The following is a 14,342-nucleotide window of genomic DNA, read 5'->3' on the forward strand; positions in this document are numbered from 1 at the left end:
AACCCGCGATCAGCCGCGCGGCGTCGCCCGCTCCGCGACATAGGCGGTCACCGCCTCGAACGTGCCGGGCAGCTTGGCATAGCTTTCCTCGCGCGCGAACAGGTCGCCGACCCGTGCAGGCAGCGGTGGCCGCGTGCCGGTCGCCCGTTCCACCGCATCGCGGAACTTGGCGGCATGGGCGGTCGCCAGCGTCACCACGGGGATCGACGGGTCGATGTCCGCCTCGCGCGCGGCGGCGAGGCCGATGGCGCTGTGCGGGTCGATCACCTGGCCGGCGGCGTCGAACGCCCAGCGCATCGCCATGGTCATGCCGTCGGCATCGATCCGGGCGGAGGTGAACAGGTTGGCCGCGCCCTCGCGCTGGGCATTGGTGAGGCGCATCGCCTTGCTCGCCTCGAAACCCTGCATCTGCTGGGCGAGCGCGAGGCCGTCACGGCCGCCGGCATCGAACAGCAGCCGCTCGAAATTGGAGCTGACCTGAATGTCCATGCTGGGCGTCGCGGTCGGCACGACCTGGCCCTGGCTATAGTCGCCCTCCGACAAAGCGCGGTGCAATATGTCGTTGACGTTGGTGGCGACCACCAGCTTGGCGACCGGCAGGCCCATTTTCGACGCGACATAGCCGGCGAAGACATCGCCGAAATTGCCGGTCGGCACCGAGAAGGCAATCGGGCGATCGGGCGCGCCCAGCCGCACGGCGGCGTAGAAATAATAGACGACCTGCGCCATCAGCCGCGCCCAGTTGATGCTGTTCACCGCCGACAGGTTGAAGCGCGCCTTGAAGTCCGCGTCGTTGAACATGCGCTTCACCAGCGCCTGCGCATCGTCGAAGCTGCCATCGATCGCGATGTTATACACGTTCGGCGCCAGCACCGTGGTCATCTGGCGGCGCTGCACGTCGGACACGCGGCCCTCGGGATGCAGCATGAAGATGTCGACCTTCTCGCGGCCGGCGACCGCGTCGATCGCGGCCGAACCAGTGTCGCCCGATGTGGCGCCGACGATGGTCAGATGGTCGTCGCGGCGCGACAGGAACCGCTCGAACAACTGGCCGAGCAGCTGGAGCGCGACATCCTTGAACGCCAGGGTCGGACCATGGAACAGCTCCAGCATCCAGTGGCGATTGTCGAGCTGGACCAGCGGCGTCACCGCGTCATGGCTGAACCGGCCATAGGCAGCGGTGCAGAGGTCACGCAGTTCCTCCTCGCTCAGCGATCCGGCGACGAACGGCGCCATGACGCGCACGGCGGTTTCGACATAGGAGAGGCCAGCGAGGGCGCGAATGTCGGCAGCGGAAAATTGCGGCCAGCTCTCTGGCACGTACAGCCCACCGTCGGACGCCAGGCCCGCCAGCGTGACATCTTCAAAACCGAGCGCCGGTGCGCTGCCCCTGGTGCTGACATATTGCATAATGGGAAAGCGCGGTAGCGACGCACGCGCGCCGGGGCAAGCCTTTACGACGGCCTTGGTGGCTCCGCATTGCGCCGGCGCAGGACAAGCAGATAGATTATTGCCGCCAGCGCGGCAAAAATGAACCATTGCACCGCATAGGCGAGATGATTGTTGGGCACGTCGGCGGTGCTGGGCGGCGCCATGGGTTTCAGGCCCGGCGGTGCTGCGCGCGCGACCAGCATCGGCCGCAGCGGCATGGTCTTGCCCCCTGCCCGCGCGATCAGCGAACGATGGTCTGGTTCCTGAGAAATCCAGCCTTCGACTTGCCCGCCGGTCCAGGCCGGCTTGTCATCCGGCTTCTGACCGACGCCGACCGCGACCAGCGCGCCCGGCCCTTCGGCGCCGGTCGTGCATTGGGCGATATGGCGATAGCCGGTCGATCCATCGGCGGCGCGCCCCGCCTCCACCTGCCAGCCGACGACGCGCAGGCAATGGACCGAGGATGGGCGGAACAGAAGTTCGTCGGGCACCGGCGGCATTTTGGGGAAGGCGACGGCCGGGCGCGATACATTGCTGGCGGCCAGCGCCAGCATGGTTTCCTTCTCGCCCCGGCGCTGCAACTGCCAGATGCCGAGCGCGATCATGACAGCGATCGCGACACAGACCAGCAGGGTCGGAACAATCGGGATGCGCCGCCCGCTCATGCGTCCTTTTTCTCCACCACCCGCCCCTCGCGGGCATCCTTGCGATATTCGACCGTCAGCAGCGCGCCCTTGGCGACGCGCAGGCTGCCGACCACGGCGCCGGCGGTCAGCGGCGCCCAGAGCAGCAGGTGCAGCCATAGCGGCGGATGGAGGGTCAGTTCCAGGGTCAGCGCCAGCGCGACCATGACCGCGCCGATGATCAGCGTCAGGAAAGCCGCCGGCCCGTCGCCGACATTATATTGGCCATAATCGAGCCCGCACTGGCGGCAACCCGACGCAAAACGCACCGGCCCTTCGAACAGGGTCGGTGCGCTGCAACGGGGGCAAAGGCCGCGGGCGGAGGCCGCAAGCAGGTCCATGCCTGTCGCCTTCGCCGTCATCCCTGAACCATCAGCCGCCGTGGATCGGCGCGCCCCAGCCGCCCCAGACATAGATGGCAGCGAACAGGAACAGCCACACCACGTCGACGAAATGCCAGTACCAGGCGGCCGCTTCGAAGCCGAAATGCTGGCGCGGGGTGAAGTCGCCCTTATAGGCGCGGATCAGGTTCACCACCAGGAAGATGGTGCCGACCAGCACGTGGAAGCCATGGAAGCCGGTCGCCATGTAGAAGGCCGAGCTATAGGGCGAACCGCCGAACGGGAACGGCGCGTGCATATATTCATAGGCCTGGATGCAGCTGAACAGCGCGCCCAGGATCACCGTGCACCACAGGCCCTTCTTCAGCCCTTCGCGATCGCCGTGGATCAGCGCATGATGCGCCCAGGTGACGGTGGTGCCCGAGCAGAGCAGGATCAGCGTGTTGAGCAAGGGCAGCTCGAACGCGTTCATCACCTCGATGCCCTTGGAGGGGAACATCCCCTCGATCGGCGCCAGTTCGCTGGGGAAGAGGGAGAAATCGAAAAAGGCCCAGAACCAGCCGACGAAGAACATCACTTCCGACGCGATGAACAGGATCATGCCATAGCGCAGATGCAGCTGGACCACCGGCGTATGATCGCCGGCATGCGCCTCGGCAATCACATTGCTCCACCAGCTGAACATGGTGAAGAGGACACCGGCCACACCGATCAGGAAGATCCAGCCACCGCCGGCAGGCATCGCGTCGGGATGCATCCACATGATCGCGCCCATCGCCATCACCAGCGCCGACATCGAGCCGAACAGCGGCCAGATGCTGGGCGGAAGGATATGATAATCGTGGTTCTTGGCGCCTGCCATGACGGTTTCTACCTCTTCCCTGTTTTTCGGTTATTCTCGTCAGCTTAGCTTGGCTGCTTCCCCTGCTCAACAGGATAGAAGGTGTAGCTGAGCGTTATCTGCTGCGTGTCCTTGTTGTCGGGATCCTGCAATATCTTGGGATCGACATAATAGATCACCGGCATGCGCACTTCCTCACCGGGCTGCAGCGTCTGCTGGGTGAAGCAGAAACACTGGATCTTGGTGAAATAGGCGCCGGCCTGGGTCGGTGTGACGTTGAAACTGGCGGTGCCGGTCACCGGCTTGTCGGACAGGTTCTTCGCAATGAAAATCGCCATGTCGCGGGCGCCGACGGTCACCGTGTCGGTGCGATGTTCGGGGCGAAATTCCCAGGGCATGCCGGGCTGGACATTGGAATCGAAGCGGATCGACATGGTCCGCCCGGCCACCGGGGTCAGCTTCACATCGGCCGCCGCGCGCTGGGTCGTGCCGCCAAAGCCGGTCGTCTGGCAGAAGATGCGATAGAGCGGGACCGAGGCGAAGCCGAGGGCAAGCATCGCCAGGCCGATGCCCGCCATCGCCACCAGCGTCCGCCGGTTGCGGCGGTCGCGGTCAAAGGGCGAGGGCGGGAGCGAGGCCATCAGATATTATGGCTCGCGCCGATCTTCGCCAAAGTGATGGCGAAGAAGAGGATGGCGAGGAAGCCGAGCAGCAGCCCGGTCACCAGCGCACGGGACTTTTGCCGTGCGCGCACCTGATCCTGATCTTCCGGACTCATGCCAGCAGCCAGCGGTCGACGACCACTGCCCCGAACAGCAGGAAGAGATAGAGGATCGAATATTTGAACAGCCGCTTTTCCGGCGCCATGCGCGCGGGCTCGGTTTCGCGGCGCAGATAGACCTGGAAGGCCATGGCCGCGAAGATCGCGGTGCCGACCAGCGCCGCCGTGCCATAGATCGCGCCGGTCAGGTGCAGCGCGACCGGGGCCAGCGCGGCAACCGCCATGATGAAGGTGTAGAAGAGGATCTGGCGCCGGGTCACGACCTCGCCCGAAACGACCGGCAGCATCGGAATGCCGGCGGCGGCATAATCGGTCTTCACGAACAGCGCGAGCGCCCAGAAATGGGGCGGCGTCCAGAAGAAGATCAGCATGAACAGCGCAATCGGCAGCGCGGTGATGTCGCCCGTCACCGCCGCCCAGCCGATCACCGGCGGGAAGGCGCCGGCCGCGCCGCCGATGACGATATTCTGCGCCGTCCGGGGCTTCAGCCAGATGGTATAGATGAAGACATAGAAGAGGATCGAGACGGTCAGGACCGCGGCAGCCAGCCAGTTGGTCGCCATCCCCATCAGGATCACCGAGAAGAAGGACAGGCCGACGCCGAAATGCAGCGCGGTCTGCCGCTCCATCCGCCCGGCGGGCAGCGGCCGGCTGGCGGTGCGCTTCATCTTCGCGTCGATATCGGCTTCCCACCACTGGTTGAGCGCGGCAGCCGCGCCGGCGCCCAGCGCGATGCACAATATCGCGGTAAAGCCCAGCACCGGATGGATATGGCCGGGCGCGGCGAGCAGCCCGCACAGGCCCGTGAACACCACAAGCGTCATCACGCGCGGCTTGGTCAGCGCGACGAAATCGCGCCAATGAGCGGGCAGGACGGGGGCATTAGCCCCGGACGAAAGCGGCGAACTGGCCATAAACTCCTCTTCGATCAGCCGGCGCCCCATACAGGCCCTGACCGATTCCGGCAAATGGACAGACGGTCCTACCCATCTGCCCCGCCGCAGGGGGATGGAGTGCCCGGTCCAGGCCGGGCACCCGCATGGCGATCAGTCGATGACCGGCAGGGTCTCGAACTGGTGATAGGGCGGCGGGCTGGTCAGCGTCCATTCCAGCGTCGTCGCGCCCTCGCCCCAGGGATTGCCCTCAGCCTTTTTGCCGGCGAACAGCGACCAGAAGACGTTGACCAGGAAGATCAGCACGCCGACCGCCATGATCTCATAGCCACGGGTGGCAATGCCGTTCCAATAGGCGAACGCCTCGGGATAGTCGGGATAACGGCGCGGCATGCCGCTCAGGCCGAGGAAGTGCATCGGGAAGAACAGCAGGTTCACGCCGATGAAGAAGACCCAGAAATGGAGCTGGCCCAGCACTTCATTATACATGCGCCCCGTCATTTTCGGGAACCAGTAATAGAAGCCCGCGAACAGCGAGAAGACCGCGCCCAGCGACAGCACATAGTGGAAGTGCGCGACCACATAATAGGTGTCGTGCAGCACGTCGTCGACGCCGCCATTGGCCAGCACCACGCCGGTCACGCCGCCCACGGTGAACAGGAAGATGAAGCCCAGCGCCCACACCATCGGCGTCTTGAAGCTGATCGACCCGCCCCAGATGGTGGCGATCCACGAAAAGATCTTGATGCCGGTCGGCACCGCGATGACCATGGTGGCAGCGGTGAAATACATCTTCACATTCACCGACATGCCGGTGGTGAACATGTGGTGCGCCCAGACGACGAAGCCGACCACGCCGATCGCGACCATGGCATAGGCCATGCCGAGATAGCCGAACACCGGCTTGCGGCTGAAGGTCGAGACGATCTGGCTGACGATGCCGAAGCCCGGCAGGATCATGATATAGACTTCGGGGTGGCCGAAGAACCAGAAAAGATGCTGGTAGAGTTCGGGATCGCCGCCGCCGGCCGCATCATAGAAGGTGGTGCCGAAATTGCGGTCGGTCAGCAGCATGGTGATGGCTGCGGCCAGGACCGGCAGCGCCAGCAGCAGCAGGAAGGCGGTGACCAGCACCGACCAGACGAACAGCGGCATCTTGTGCAGGGTCATGCCCGGCGCACGCATGTTGAGGATGGTGGTGATGAAGTTGATCGCGCCCAGGATCGAGCTGGCGCCGGCGATGTGCAGCGACAGGATCGCCATGTCGACGGCCGGGCCGGCCGACCCGCTGGTCGACAGCGGCGCATAGACGGTCCAGCCGGTGCCCGCGCCATTGCCGGTGCCGCCGGGCACGAAGGTGGAGCCGAGCAGCAGTAGGAAGGCGGGGATAAGCAGCCAGAAGCTGATATTGTTCATCCGCGGGAAGGCCATGTCCGGCGCGCCGATCATGATCGGCACGAACCAGTTGCCAAAGCCGCCGATGATCGCGGGCATCACCATGAAGAAGACCATGATCAGGCCATGGGCAGTGATCAGCACGTTCCACAGATGATAGGCCTGGTCCAGCGTCGCGGCGGGACCGTCGCTCCACTGCACCCAGATATGCAGGAACTGGATGCCCGGCTCGCGCAATTCCATGCGCATCAGGCCGGAAATGGCGCCACCGATCAGGCCGGCCATGATCGCGAAGATCAGATAGAGGGTGCCGATGTCCTTGTGGTTGGTGGACATGAACCAGCGCTGGAAGAAGGCCGGCTTGTGGTCGGCATCATGATGATCATGGGCATGGTCGCCATGATGATCGCCATGATGGTCGGCGGTGATGGTGGTCATGACGTTCCTACCCCTCAGATCTTCTTTTCAGCAGTAGCGGCAGCGGCTTCAGCCGTCTTCTCCGCCGCTGCGCCCTTCAGCGTGCCGCCCTGCGACTGGACCCACTGGTCGAACTGGGCCGGGGGCAGCGCCTCGATCGCGATCGGCATGAAGCCGTGGCGCGCACCGCACAGTTCCGAACATTGGCCATAATAGACACCCGGCTTCTCGATGGTGAAGCTCTTCTCGTTCAGGCGTCCGGGCACGGCGTCCATCTTCACCCACAGCGAAGGCACGGCAAAGCTGTGGATCACGTCGGCGCCGGTGATGATCAGCTTGACCGGACGACCGACCGGCAGGACCAGGCGATTGTCGGGCGCGAGCAGATAGGGCTCGCCATTTTCCTTCGCCTTGTCCTCGGGCAGCATGTTCGACACGAATTCGGGGATGCCGTTGTCGGGATATTCATAGCCCCAATACCATTGATAGCCGGTGACCTTCACGGTCAGCGCATCCTTGGGCGCGGGCTTATACTGGTCGGCCAGCAGGCCGATCGAGGGAATCGCGATCACCAGCAGGATGAGGACCGGGACCAGCGTCCACACCACTTCGATGACGGTGTTGTGGGAGGTCTTGGACGGCACCGGATTGGCGGAGCGGCGATAGCGCACCATCACATAGAGCATCAGCAGCAGCACGAAGACCGAGATGATGGTGATGAGCGGCAGCAGCATCTTGTCGTGCAGCCAGCGCGCGGTGTGGCCGGTGGAGGTGAACTGCTCCTGCAGCGTGATCTCGCCGGGCTTGGGCATGCCGATGCCTTCGGTCGGCTTCATTCGCGGCGGCGCGGCGACCTTGGCGGCGGGCGCGGCTTCGGCCGCAGGGGCCGTCGCATTGTCGGGTGATTCGGTCGATATAGCTGCATTGTCAGCAGCGGGGGCGGCAGCGGCGGCATTCTCCTGCGCCAATGCCATCGGGCTCATCACCGTTGCCGGCGACATTGCCAGCAAGCCGGCCAGAATGAGCGATCTCACCTTTTTCATAGCCTCATCTACCCCTAACCCCTTGTTGCCGCTGCAACGGGAACGTCCACTTTCGCGTCGTGCCCGCCCGTTCGGTCTATGTGGCGGCTTATAGGCAACGAATTTTTCTGCCTCAAGTCAGTGTGGACCAGATTTTCTTCGCTGTTGCAACGCCTCCCGCTCCCGCCTATCTCGCACCTCGCGCACAGGTGCGCGATCATGGGCATGTCATGCCCGTGCGATATGGGCGGGCCGGGCGCCGTTTTTGCGCGACCTCCCGCAACGGAATAGTGGAACAGGGCGGAATGACCGACGAAGAAGTATTGGCAGAATTCCGGGCAGCAGGTGCGCTGCTCGAAGGACATTTCATCCTGTCGTCGGGCCGCCGCAGCGCCAATTACCTGCAGTGCGCCCGCGTGCTGATGAATGCCGAACGCGCCGGCAAGCTGGCCCGCGCCACCGTGCAGCAGCTGCCGCGCGAGCTGCGCCAGGAGATCGACCTGGTCGTGTCGCCCGCCATGGGCGGCCTGATCATCGGCCATGAAGTCGGCCGCGCGCTCGACAAGGATGCGGTGTTCCTGGAACGGCCCGAGGGCGTGTTCGAACTGCGCCGCGGCTTTGCCATATCGCCGGGGCAGAAAGTGCTGATGGTGGAAGACGTCGTCACCACCGGCCTGTCCTCGCGCCAGGCGATCGAGGCGGTCGAGCGCGAAGGCGGCATCGTCGTCGCCGAAGTGGCGCTGGTCGATCGTTCGGCCGGCGAAGTGGACCTGGGCGTCCCCTTCTACCCGCTCGTGAGCATCAATTTCCCGGTCTATGACGCCGATCAGCTGCCGCCCGAACTGGAAGCGGTGCCGGCGATCAAGCCCGGCAGCCGGAAGCAGTAAGATGGCGGCCGTTCCGCTGCGCCTGGGGGTCAATATCGACCATGTGGCGACGATCCGCAACGCGCGGGGCGGCGAACATCCCGATCCGGTCAAGGCCGCGCTGCTGGCGGTGAAGGCCGGCGCCAACGGCATCACCGCGCATCTGCGCGAGGATCGCCGCCATATCCGCGACGAGGATATCGCGATGCTGATGGCGGCGCTCGACGTGCCGCTGAACCTGGAAATGGCGGCGACGCAGGAAATGCTGGGCATCGCCCTCAAGCACAAGCCGCATGCCGCCTGCATCGTGCCGGAAAAGCGCGAGGAGCGCACGACCGAGGGCGGCCTGGACGCCGCCGGCCAGATCGAAGTGCTGCGCCCGATCGTCGCCGCACTCACCGACGCCGGCATCCGCGTCAGCCTGTTCATCGAGGCCGACGCCGCCCAGATCGAGGCCGCGATCCAACTCGGCGCGCCGGTGGTCGAATTCCATACCGGCGCCTATGCCCATCTGACCGGCGAGGCCCGCGCGGTCGAGCTGCGCCGCATTGCCGACGCCGCCGCGCTCGCCGCCAAGAACGGCATCGAGCCGCATGCCGGCCATGGCCTCACCTTCGACAATGTCGCGCCGATCGCCGCCATCCCGCAGATCGCCGAACTCAATATCGGCCATTTCCTGATCGGCGAGGCGATCTTCGGCGGGCTGGAAGCCAGCATCCGCGAAATGCGCCGACAGATGGACCTAGCCCGATGAAGGCCGCCGAAGCGTGATCATCGGCCTCGGCTCCGATCTCTGCAATATCGAGCGGATCCAGAATTCGCTCGACCGCTTCGGCGACCGGTTCGTCCAGCGCGTCTTCACCGATGTCGAGCAGGCCAAGGCGGAACGCCGGCCGTTTACCAAAGCCGGCACGCTGGCCAAGCGCTTCGCCGCCAAGGAGGCCTTTTCCAAGGCGGTCGGCACCGGCTTCAAGGCCGGCGTCTTCATGAAGGATATCGGCGTCGTCAATGCGCCCAGCGGCGCGCCCACGCTGGCGCTGACCGGCGGCGCCGCACAGCGGCTGGCATCGATGGTGCCGGCGGGCTACAAGCCGGTCATTCACCTGACGCTCACGGACGATCATCCATGGGCCCAGGCCTTCGTCATCATCGAGGCGCTGCCGCTTTGAGCGGGCCGCCCTCCCCATCCGAGCATAGCCCTTCCATGACGGCAGTCGACATGACCCAAACCGACCCCCTGCCCCCCGCCGCGCCCGAAACGGCAGCCGACGACAAGGAGGCAGACAACAGCGGGGCCGGCAGCAGCGGGGTGAATTGGTGGCATGAGGTGAAGAGCATCGTGCTGCTCATCCTCGCCGTGCTGGCCTTCCACAGCTTCGTCGCCAAACCCTTCTACATCCCGTCGGAATCGATGATGCCGGTGCTGCTGAAGGGCGACCGGCTGGTGGTCAGCAAATTCCCCTATGGCTGGTCCTATGTCAGCCCCAGCTTCCATCCGCTGCCCTTCCTGAAGGGCCGCATCCTGGGCCACCTGCCCGAGCGCGGCGACATCGTCATCGTCAGCCCCCAGAACCGGCGCGAGGATTATATCAAGCGCGTCATCGGCCTGCCCGGCGACATTGTCGAAGTGCGCGGCGGTCAGGTGATCCTGAACGGCGTGCCGGTGCCGCAGAAGGTGCTCAAGCCCCTGCGCTTGGCCGTCGACGGCAACGCCCCCTGCCCGCCGATGCAGTTCCCCGGCGCGCTGGTGACCGACAAGGCGGGCAAGAGCTGGTGCGAACTGCCGGTGCGGCAGGAAGTACTGCCCAACGGCAAGACCTATGTCACGATCGACATGGGGCCGAGCGCGCTCGACTGGTATGGCCCGGTCCGCGTGCCCGCCGACCATGTCTTCCTGATGGGCGACAATCGCGACAACAGCGCCGACAGCCGCGCCCCGCTGGAGGAAAATGGCCTGGGCGGCCCGGTGCCGTGGGAAGCGATCGGCGGCCGCGCCGAATTCATCACCTTCAGCCTGGACGGCGATTCGAGCTGGAATCCGCTCAGCTGGTTCCATGCCTTCCGTGGCGGTCGCGCCGGGAACAGCCTGCGCCCCCAGAGCGTTACCGAGGCGAAATAGTTCACAGCCATTAATTGGGGGTTCCGGGTTTGAGCGACGCGCAGCAGCAGCATATCGAGCAACCCGGCCCCAGCGAATTGCGCAGCCCGCTGGTCCAGCATGAGATCAAGCGGGCGGGCGTCTGGTTCGCGATGGCGATCGGCATCGCCCTGATCGTGCTGCTGGCCCAGCCGATCATGCTGATCCTGGGCGCGCTGGTCTTTACCACCATGATGGATGGCGGCACCCGCCTGCTCGGCCGCGTGCTGCCGATCGGCCGGGGCTGGCGCCTGACGATCGTGCTGCTCGCCGTCGTCGCCTTCCTCGCCTATACCTTCTACCTCACCGGCTCCAGCCTGGCCGCCCAGGCGCAGGCGATGCGCACCATCGTCGAGGCGCAGGTGGAGCGGGTCGGCGGCTGGATGCAGCAGCTTGGCATCACCACCACGCCCGAAGACCTCAAGGGCCTGGCCCAGCAGGCGATGAGTTCCATGGGCCGGGTTACCGCCGCCGTCGGCACCGCCGTCGGCGCAATCACCAGCGGCGTCATGATGCTGGTGCTGGCCATCTTCATCGCGGTCGAACCCAAGCTGTACGAGCGTGGCGTCGCCTGGATGCTGCCGATGGACAAGCGCGCCCATTTCTACACCGTCGCCGACAAGATGGCCTTCACCCTGCGCCGGCTGATGTTCGGCCGGCTGATCGGCATGACGGTGGAGGGCGTGGGCGTATGGCTGCTGCTGTGGGCGGGCGGCGTGCCGATGGCGGGCCTGCTCGGCATCCTCACCGGCCTGCTCGCCTTCCTGCCCAATATCGGCGCGATCATCTCGGGCGTGCTGATCGTCCTTGTCGGCTTTTCGGGCGGCACCCATACCGGCCTCTATGCCTTTGGCGTCTACATGGCCGTACAGATCATCGACGGCTATCTGATCGTGCCGATGGTGGCCAAGCGCGCGACCGATCTGCCCCCCGCGCTGGTGCTGGCGGCGCAGATCCTGCTGGGCGCGCTGTTCGGTATCCTCGGCCTGTTCCTGGCCGATCCGATCGTCGCCATGATCAAGGTCTATCTGGAGGAACGGTCCAAGGCTCTGGCAGGGCAGACCATCCTGAAAAGCGACGATAAAAACGGCGATTGACGAATGCGTCCCGGAACGTAACGATTGCTCCTGCGCTTCTATCCTAAAGCGAAAGGAGAGAATGGCATGACCGTGGCAATGGAGCAGCAGAAGAAGCTGCATTTCGAACTGACCAATGTCGGCATGCGGGCTCAGGCGACCGCCGCCGGCATGGTCCAGCTCTGCCGGGAACTGCATCGGGCCGGCATCCTCGACAATGACGCACTGGAACGGATCAAGTCGGCGATCGCCGACGATATCGACATCGGCGCGCCGCGTTCGGTGTCCTGCGTCGAATATCGGCGCGACGTGAAGGCGCGACTCGACCGCCTGTTCACCGGCGAGGAAAAGATTGGCAGCGCCGAAGGCCTCGCCTTCCCGCCATCGGCACCCGGCGATCAGGCGAGCCTCTGAGCATTTGTCCGGACTGCGCCTCTGGCGCAGCCGCACCGGTGGTCGGGTGGGGGTGTGGGCCGGTGCCGCATCAAAAATGCGCCCTTTCGCGCATTTTTTTTCAGACAGCGCTCTGATCACAAAAGAAAAAGGGCCCGGAAACCGGGCCCTTCTCTACTCTCGGATCGATCGGATCAGTTGCCCGGCATGCCCTGCGGAACGGCGCCCTGCGGCATGCCACCCTGCATCTGCTGCATCCGCTGCTGCATCTGCATGATTTCCGCGCGCGACTTGAAGTCGTGCAGCTGGACATCGAACACCAGCACCGAATTGGCCGGGATCGGGCCGGCGGCCTGTTCGCCATAGCCAAGCTGCGGCGGGATCCACAGGCGATATTTGCCGCCCTTCTTCATCTTCTGCAGGCCTTCGGAGAAGCCCGGCACCACGCCGTCGACCGGCATCGGCGTCTGCGGATTCTCGTCGAACACGGTGCCGTCGAGCAGCGTGCCCTTATAGCCCACCAGCGCAACGTCGGCGGTCGTCGGGCTCGGCCCGCTGCCTTCTTCCAGCACCTGATACTGCAGGCCCGACTCGGTCGTGACCACGCCCTTGGCATGGGCGTTCTGCGTCAGGAAGGCGGCAGGCGATGCTTCCACGCCCTGCTGCCCTGCCCAGGCCAGACCACCGGCCGCCAGCGCGATCGCGGCGACGCCGATCCAGAGTCGCGTCAGCGACCCCTTGGCGATAGGACGAAGGGGGACAGCCGTCGTGGACATGGGCGAACGCCTCGCAATGAAGAACGGGAAATCAGCAAAGAGTCAGGACGACCGCGAACCGGCCGTCCTGATATCGGCAGTCCTTAACGGACGCCGTCGCGCTCGGCGCGCTTGCGCTCCAGCTTGCGGGCGCGGCGGACAGCAGCCGCCTTTTCGCGCGCACGCTTTTCCGAGGGCTTCTCGTAGTGACGACGCAGCTTCATTTCGCGATACACGCCTTCACGCTGCAGCTTCTTCTTGAGCGCGCGGAGGGCCTGGTCGACATTGTTGTCGCGAACGATGATCTGCATAAGTCCGTCAATCTCCAATCGAAAACGGGCGGATCGCCAGGAATGAAACCCTCCCGACGGGCCGACCGAATATAAAAATCCGTGAGTCGCCACAGGTCACCCTGAGGCATGTGGGGCGCGCCCTACCAGCAGAGTCGGGCAAATTCAACCCCTGCAGGGCTTTCACGCCCTTTCCCTCGACAGAATGCGTCGAGCGGAGGATAGTGGCGTCCATAATATAAAGGAGGATGGCCATGGCAAGTGCCGCCAGACAGCCCGACATGTCGCCTGCCGAATGGGAGGCGCGCCAGCAGCTCGCCGCCTGCTACCGCATCTTCGACCATTTCGGCTGGTCGGAACTGATCTACAATCACATCACCCTGCGCGTGCCCGATGAGGAAAACGCCTTCCTCATCAACCCGTTCGGCCTGCTCTACAGCGAGGTGACGGCGTCCAACCTGGTCAAGATCGACATTGACGGCCATGTGCTGGACGGCAGCCCCTATCCGGTCAATCGCGCCGGTTTCACCCAGCATAGCGTGTTCCACCGCCACCTGGCCGACGCCCATTGCATCATCCACACCCATACGACCGCAGGCATGGCCGTCAGCGCCACGCAGGAAGGATTGCGGCCGATCAATTTCTACGCCGCCGCCTTTGCCGGGCGGATCGCCTATCATGACTTCGAAGGCGTCACGATCCGGCCGGAGGAAGGCGAAAGGCTGATCGCCAATCTGGGCGCGCGGCGAATCATGATGCTGCGCAATCATGGCACGCTGGTGATGGCCAAGAGCCTGCCCGAAGCCTTTCTGATGCAATGGATGCTCCAGCGCGCCTGCGAGATTCAGGTCGCCGCCTGCGCCGCCGGCACGCCGGTGGAGATCCCGGCCGACGTCATCGCCGTGCATCAGCGCGATCTTGCCGGTGTGCAATTGCCGGTCGGCGTCGGCGTGCCCGATTTCCAGGCGATGGTCCGCCTGATCGACCGTACCGACAAGAGCTGGCGGGACTAACACCCCGC

General features: G+C 64.9%; 18 protein-coding genes. 7 read left to right on the forward strand and 11 right to left on the reverse strand.

Going from position 1 to position 14,342, the window contains the following annotated elements; all coding sequences use genetic code 11:
• Nucleotides 1-9: 9 nt before the first annotated feature.
• The 9 genes from thrC to coxB form a co-directional block, all read right to left on the reverse strand.
• Complete coding sequence (gene thrC, locus E5554_RS22775; RefSeq protein ID WP_136188189.1) at nt 10-1,410, reverse strand: threonine synthase; 1,401 nt, start codon at nt 1,408-1,410, stop codon at nt 10-12.
• 44 nt (nt 1,411-1,454) lie between these two features.
• Nucleotides 1,455-2,096: an SURF1 family protein gene (locus E5554_RS22780; protein ID WP_136188190.1), complete on the reverse strand. Its 642-nt coding sequence runs from the start codon at nt 2,094-2,096 to the stop codon at nt 1,455-1,457.
• Entirely contained in the window at nt 2,093-2,476 is a 384-nt protein-coding gene (locus E5554_RS22785) for a DUF983 domain-containing protein (RefSeq protein ID WP_136188191.1), read from the reverse strand. The genes E5554_RS22780 and E5554_RS22785 overlap by 4 nt, the downstream gene beginning before the upstream one ends.
• 10 nt (nt 2,477-2,486) lie before the next feature.
• Nucleotides 2,487-3,317 (reverse strand): cytochrome c oxidase subunit 3, encoded by an 831-nt coding sequence (locus tag E5554_RS22790; RefSeq protein ID WP_004208605.1) that lies wholly within the window; start codon nt 3,315-3,317, stop codon nt 2,487-2,489.
• A gap of 44 nt (nt 3,318-3,361) precedes the next feature.
• Nucleotides 3,362-3,937, reverse strand: coding sequence for a cytochrome c oxidase assembly protein (locus E5554_RS22795; protein WP_004208606.1), 576 nt, complete (start codon nt 3,935-3,937; stop codon nt 3,362-3,364).
• The gene (locus E5554_RS23155) at nt 3,937-4,074 is read right to left on the reverse strand and encodes a hypothetical protein (protein WP_010339616.1); all 138 of its coding nucleotides are present in this window, start codon (nt 4,072-4,074) and stop codon (nt 3,937-3,939) included. Before E5554_RS23155 ends, E5554_RS22795 begins: the two co-directional genes overlap by 1 nt.
• Nucleotides 4,071-4,991, reverse strand: coding sequence for a heme o synthase (locus tag E5554_RS22800; RefSeq protein WP_136188192.1), 921 nt, complete (start codon nt 4,989-4,991; stop codon nt 4,071-4,073). The genes E5554_RS23155 and E5554_RS22800 overlap by 4 nt, the downstream gene beginning before the upstream one ends.
• A gap of 132 nt (nt 4,992-5,123) precedes the next feature.
• Nucleotides 5,124-6,803 carry a cytochrome c oxidase subunit I gene (ctaD, locus tag E5554_RS22805; protein ID WP_136188193.1) on the reverse strand — a complete coding sequence of 560 codons (1,680 nt, stop codon included), beginning with the start codon at nt 6,801-6,803 and terminating at the stop codon, nt 5,124-5,126.
• A 14-nt stretch (nt 6,804-6,817) separates the two neighbouring features.
• Nucleotides 6,818-7,825 carry a cytochrome c oxidase subunit II gene (gene coxB, locus E5554_RS22810; protein ID WP_136188194.1) on the reverse strand — a complete coding sequence of 336 codons (1,008 nt, stop codon included), beginning with the start codon at nt 7,823-7,825 and terminating at the stop codon, nt 6,818-6,820.
• Between the two features lie 284 nt (nt 7,826-8,109).
• Between coxB and pyrE the strand changes: the two genes are divergently transcribed.
• The 6 genes from pyrE (at nt 8,110) to E5554_RS22840 (ending at nt 12,297) form a co-directional block, all read left to right on the forward strand.
• Entirely contained in the window at nt 8,110-8,691 is a 582-nt protein-coding gene (pyrE, locus tag E5554_RS22815; RefSeq protein WP_004208611.1) for an orotate phosphoribosyltransferase, read from the forward strand.
• A 1-nt stretch (nt 8,692) separates the two neighbouring features.
• Nucleotides 8,693-9,424, forward strand: coding sequence for a pyridoxine 5'-phosphate synthase (locus E5554_RS22820; protein ID WP_017500080.1), 732 nt, complete (start codon nt 8,693-8,695; stop codon nt 9,422-9,424).
• A 13-nt stretch (nt 9,425-9,437) separates the two neighbouring features.
• Nucleotides 9,438-9,839, forward strand: a complete 402-nt coding sequence (gene acpS, locus E5554_RS22825) for a holo-ACP synthase (RefSeq protein ID WP_004208613.1) — start codon at nt 9,438-9,440, stop codon at nt 9,837-9,839.
• 35 nt (nt 9,840-9,874) lie between these two features.
• Entirely contained in the window at nt 9,875-10,789 is a 915-nt protein-coding gene (lepB, locus tag E5554_RS22830; protein ID WP_136188195.1) for a signal peptidase I, read from the forward strand.
• Nucleotides 10,790-10,818: 29 nt separating this feature from the next.
• Complete coding sequence (locus tag E5554_RS22835; RefSeq protein WP_136188196.1) at nt 10,819-11,904, forward strand: AI-2E family transporter; 1,086 nt, start codon at nt 10,819-10,821, stop codon at nt 11,902-11,904.
• Nucleotides 11,905-11,970: 66 nt separating this feature from the next.
• Nucleotides 11,971-12,297: a hypothetical protein gene (locus E5554_RS22840; RefSeq protein WP_004208616.1), complete on the forward strand. Its 327-nt coding sequence runs from the start codon at nt 11,971-11,973 to the stop codon at nt 12,295-12,297.
• Nucleotides 12,298-12,470: 173 nt separating this feature from the next.
• Here the strand turns inward: E5554_RS22840 and E5554_RS22845 are convergent, their stop codons facing one another.
• Both E5554_RS22845 and rpsU read right to left on the reverse strand, forming a co-directional pair.
• Entirely contained in the window at nt 12,471-13,052 is a 582-nt protein-coding gene (locus tag E5554_RS22845; RefSeq protein WP_125985282.1) for an FKBP-type peptidyl-prolyl cis-trans isomerase, read from the reverse strand.
• Between the two features lie 83 nt (nt 13,053-13,135).
• Entirely contained in the window at nt 13,136-13,342 is a 207-nt protein-coding gene (gene rpsU / locus E5554_RS22850) for a 30S ribosomal protein S21 (protein ID WP_004208618.1), read from the reverse strand.
• Nucleotides 13,343-13,575: 233 nt separating this feature from the next.
• Here rpsU and E5554_RS22855 point away from each other — a divergent pair, with 233 nt between their 5' ends.
• Nucleotides 13,576-14,334: a class II aldolase/adducin family protein gene (locus E5554_RS22855; protein ID WP_037508445.1), complete on the forward strand. Its 759-nt coding sequence runs from the start codon at nt 13,576-13,578 to the stop codon at nt 14,332-14,334.
• Nucleotides 14,335-14,342 lie beyond the last annotated feature (8 nt).

The organism is Sphingobium sp. PAMC28499 (genome assembly GCF_004795815.1).
Taxonomy (GTDB): Bacteria; Pseudomonadota; Alphaproteobacteria; order Sphingomonadales; family Sphingomonadaceae; genus Sphingobium; species Sphingobium yanoikuyae.

Excerpts from the sequence above, each read along its gene's own strand:
- ctaD (WP_136188193.1), bottom strand. The coding sequence starts at position 6,803 with ATGACCACCATCACCGCCGACCATCATGGCGATCATCATGGCGACCAT.
- E5554_RS22785 (WP_136188191.1), bottom strand. The coding sequence starts at position 2,476 with ATGACGGCGAAGGCGACAGGCATGGACCTGCTTGCGGCCTCCGCCCGC.
- rpsU (WP_004208618.1), bottom strand. The coding sequence starts at position 13,342 with ATGCAGATCATCGTTCGCGACAACAATGTCGACCAGGCCCTCCGCGCG.
- E5554_RS22780 (WP_136188190.1), bottom strand. The coding sequence starts at position 2,096 with ATGAGCGGGCGGCGCATCCCGATTGTTCCGACCCTGCTGGTCTGTGTC.
- E5554_RS23155 (WP_010339616.1), bottom strand. The coding sequence starts at position 4,074 with ATGAGTCCGGAAGATCAGGATCAGGTGCGCGCACGGCAAAAGTCCCGT.
- thrC (WP_136188189.1), bottom strand. The coding sequence starts at position 1,410 with ATGCAATATGTCAGCACCAGGGGCAGCGCACCGGCGCTCGGTTTTGAA.
- E5554_RS22790 (WP_004208605.1), bottom strand. The coding sequence starts at position 3,317 with ATGGCAGGCGCCAAGAACCACGATTATCATATCCTTCCGCCCAGCATC.
- E5554_RS22795 (WP_004208606.1), bottom strand. The coding sequence starts at position 3,937 with ATGGCCTCGCTCCCGCCCTCGCCCTTTGACCGCGACCGCCGCAACCGG.
- lepB (WP_136188195.1), top strand. The coding sequence starts at position 9,875 with ATGACGGCAGTCGACATGACCCAAACCGACCCCCTGCCCCCCGCCGCG.
- coxB (WP_136188194.1), bottom strand. The coding sequence starts at position 7,825 with ATGAAAAAGGTGAGATCGCTCATTCTGGCCGGCTTGCTGGCAATGTCG.
- E5554_RS22855 (WP_037508445.1), top strand. The coding sequence starts at position 13,576 with ATGGCAAGTGCCGCCAGACAGCCCGACATGTCGCCTGCCGAATGGGAG.
- E5554_RS22840 (WP_004208616.1), top strand. The coding sequence starts at position 11,971 with ATGACCGTGGCAATGGAGCAGCAGAAGAAGCTGCATTTCGAACTGACC.
- E5554_RS22845 (WP_125985282.1), bottom strand. The coding sequence starts at position 13,052 with ATGTCCACGACGGCTGTCCCCCTTCGTCCTATCGCCAAGGGGTCGCTG.
- E5554_RS22800 (WP_136188192.1), bottom strand. The coding sequence starts at position 4,991 with ATGGCCAGTTCGCCGCTTTCGTCCGGGGCTAATGCCCCCGTCCTGCCC.
- pyrE (WP_004208611.1), top strand. The coding sequence starts at position 8,110 with ATGACCGACGAAGAAGTATTGGCAGAATTCCGGGCAGCAGGTGCGCTG.
- E5554_RS22820 (WP_017500080.1), top strand. The coding sequence starts at position 8,693 with ATGGCGGCCGTTCCGCTGCGCCTGGGGGTCAATATCGACCATGTGGCG.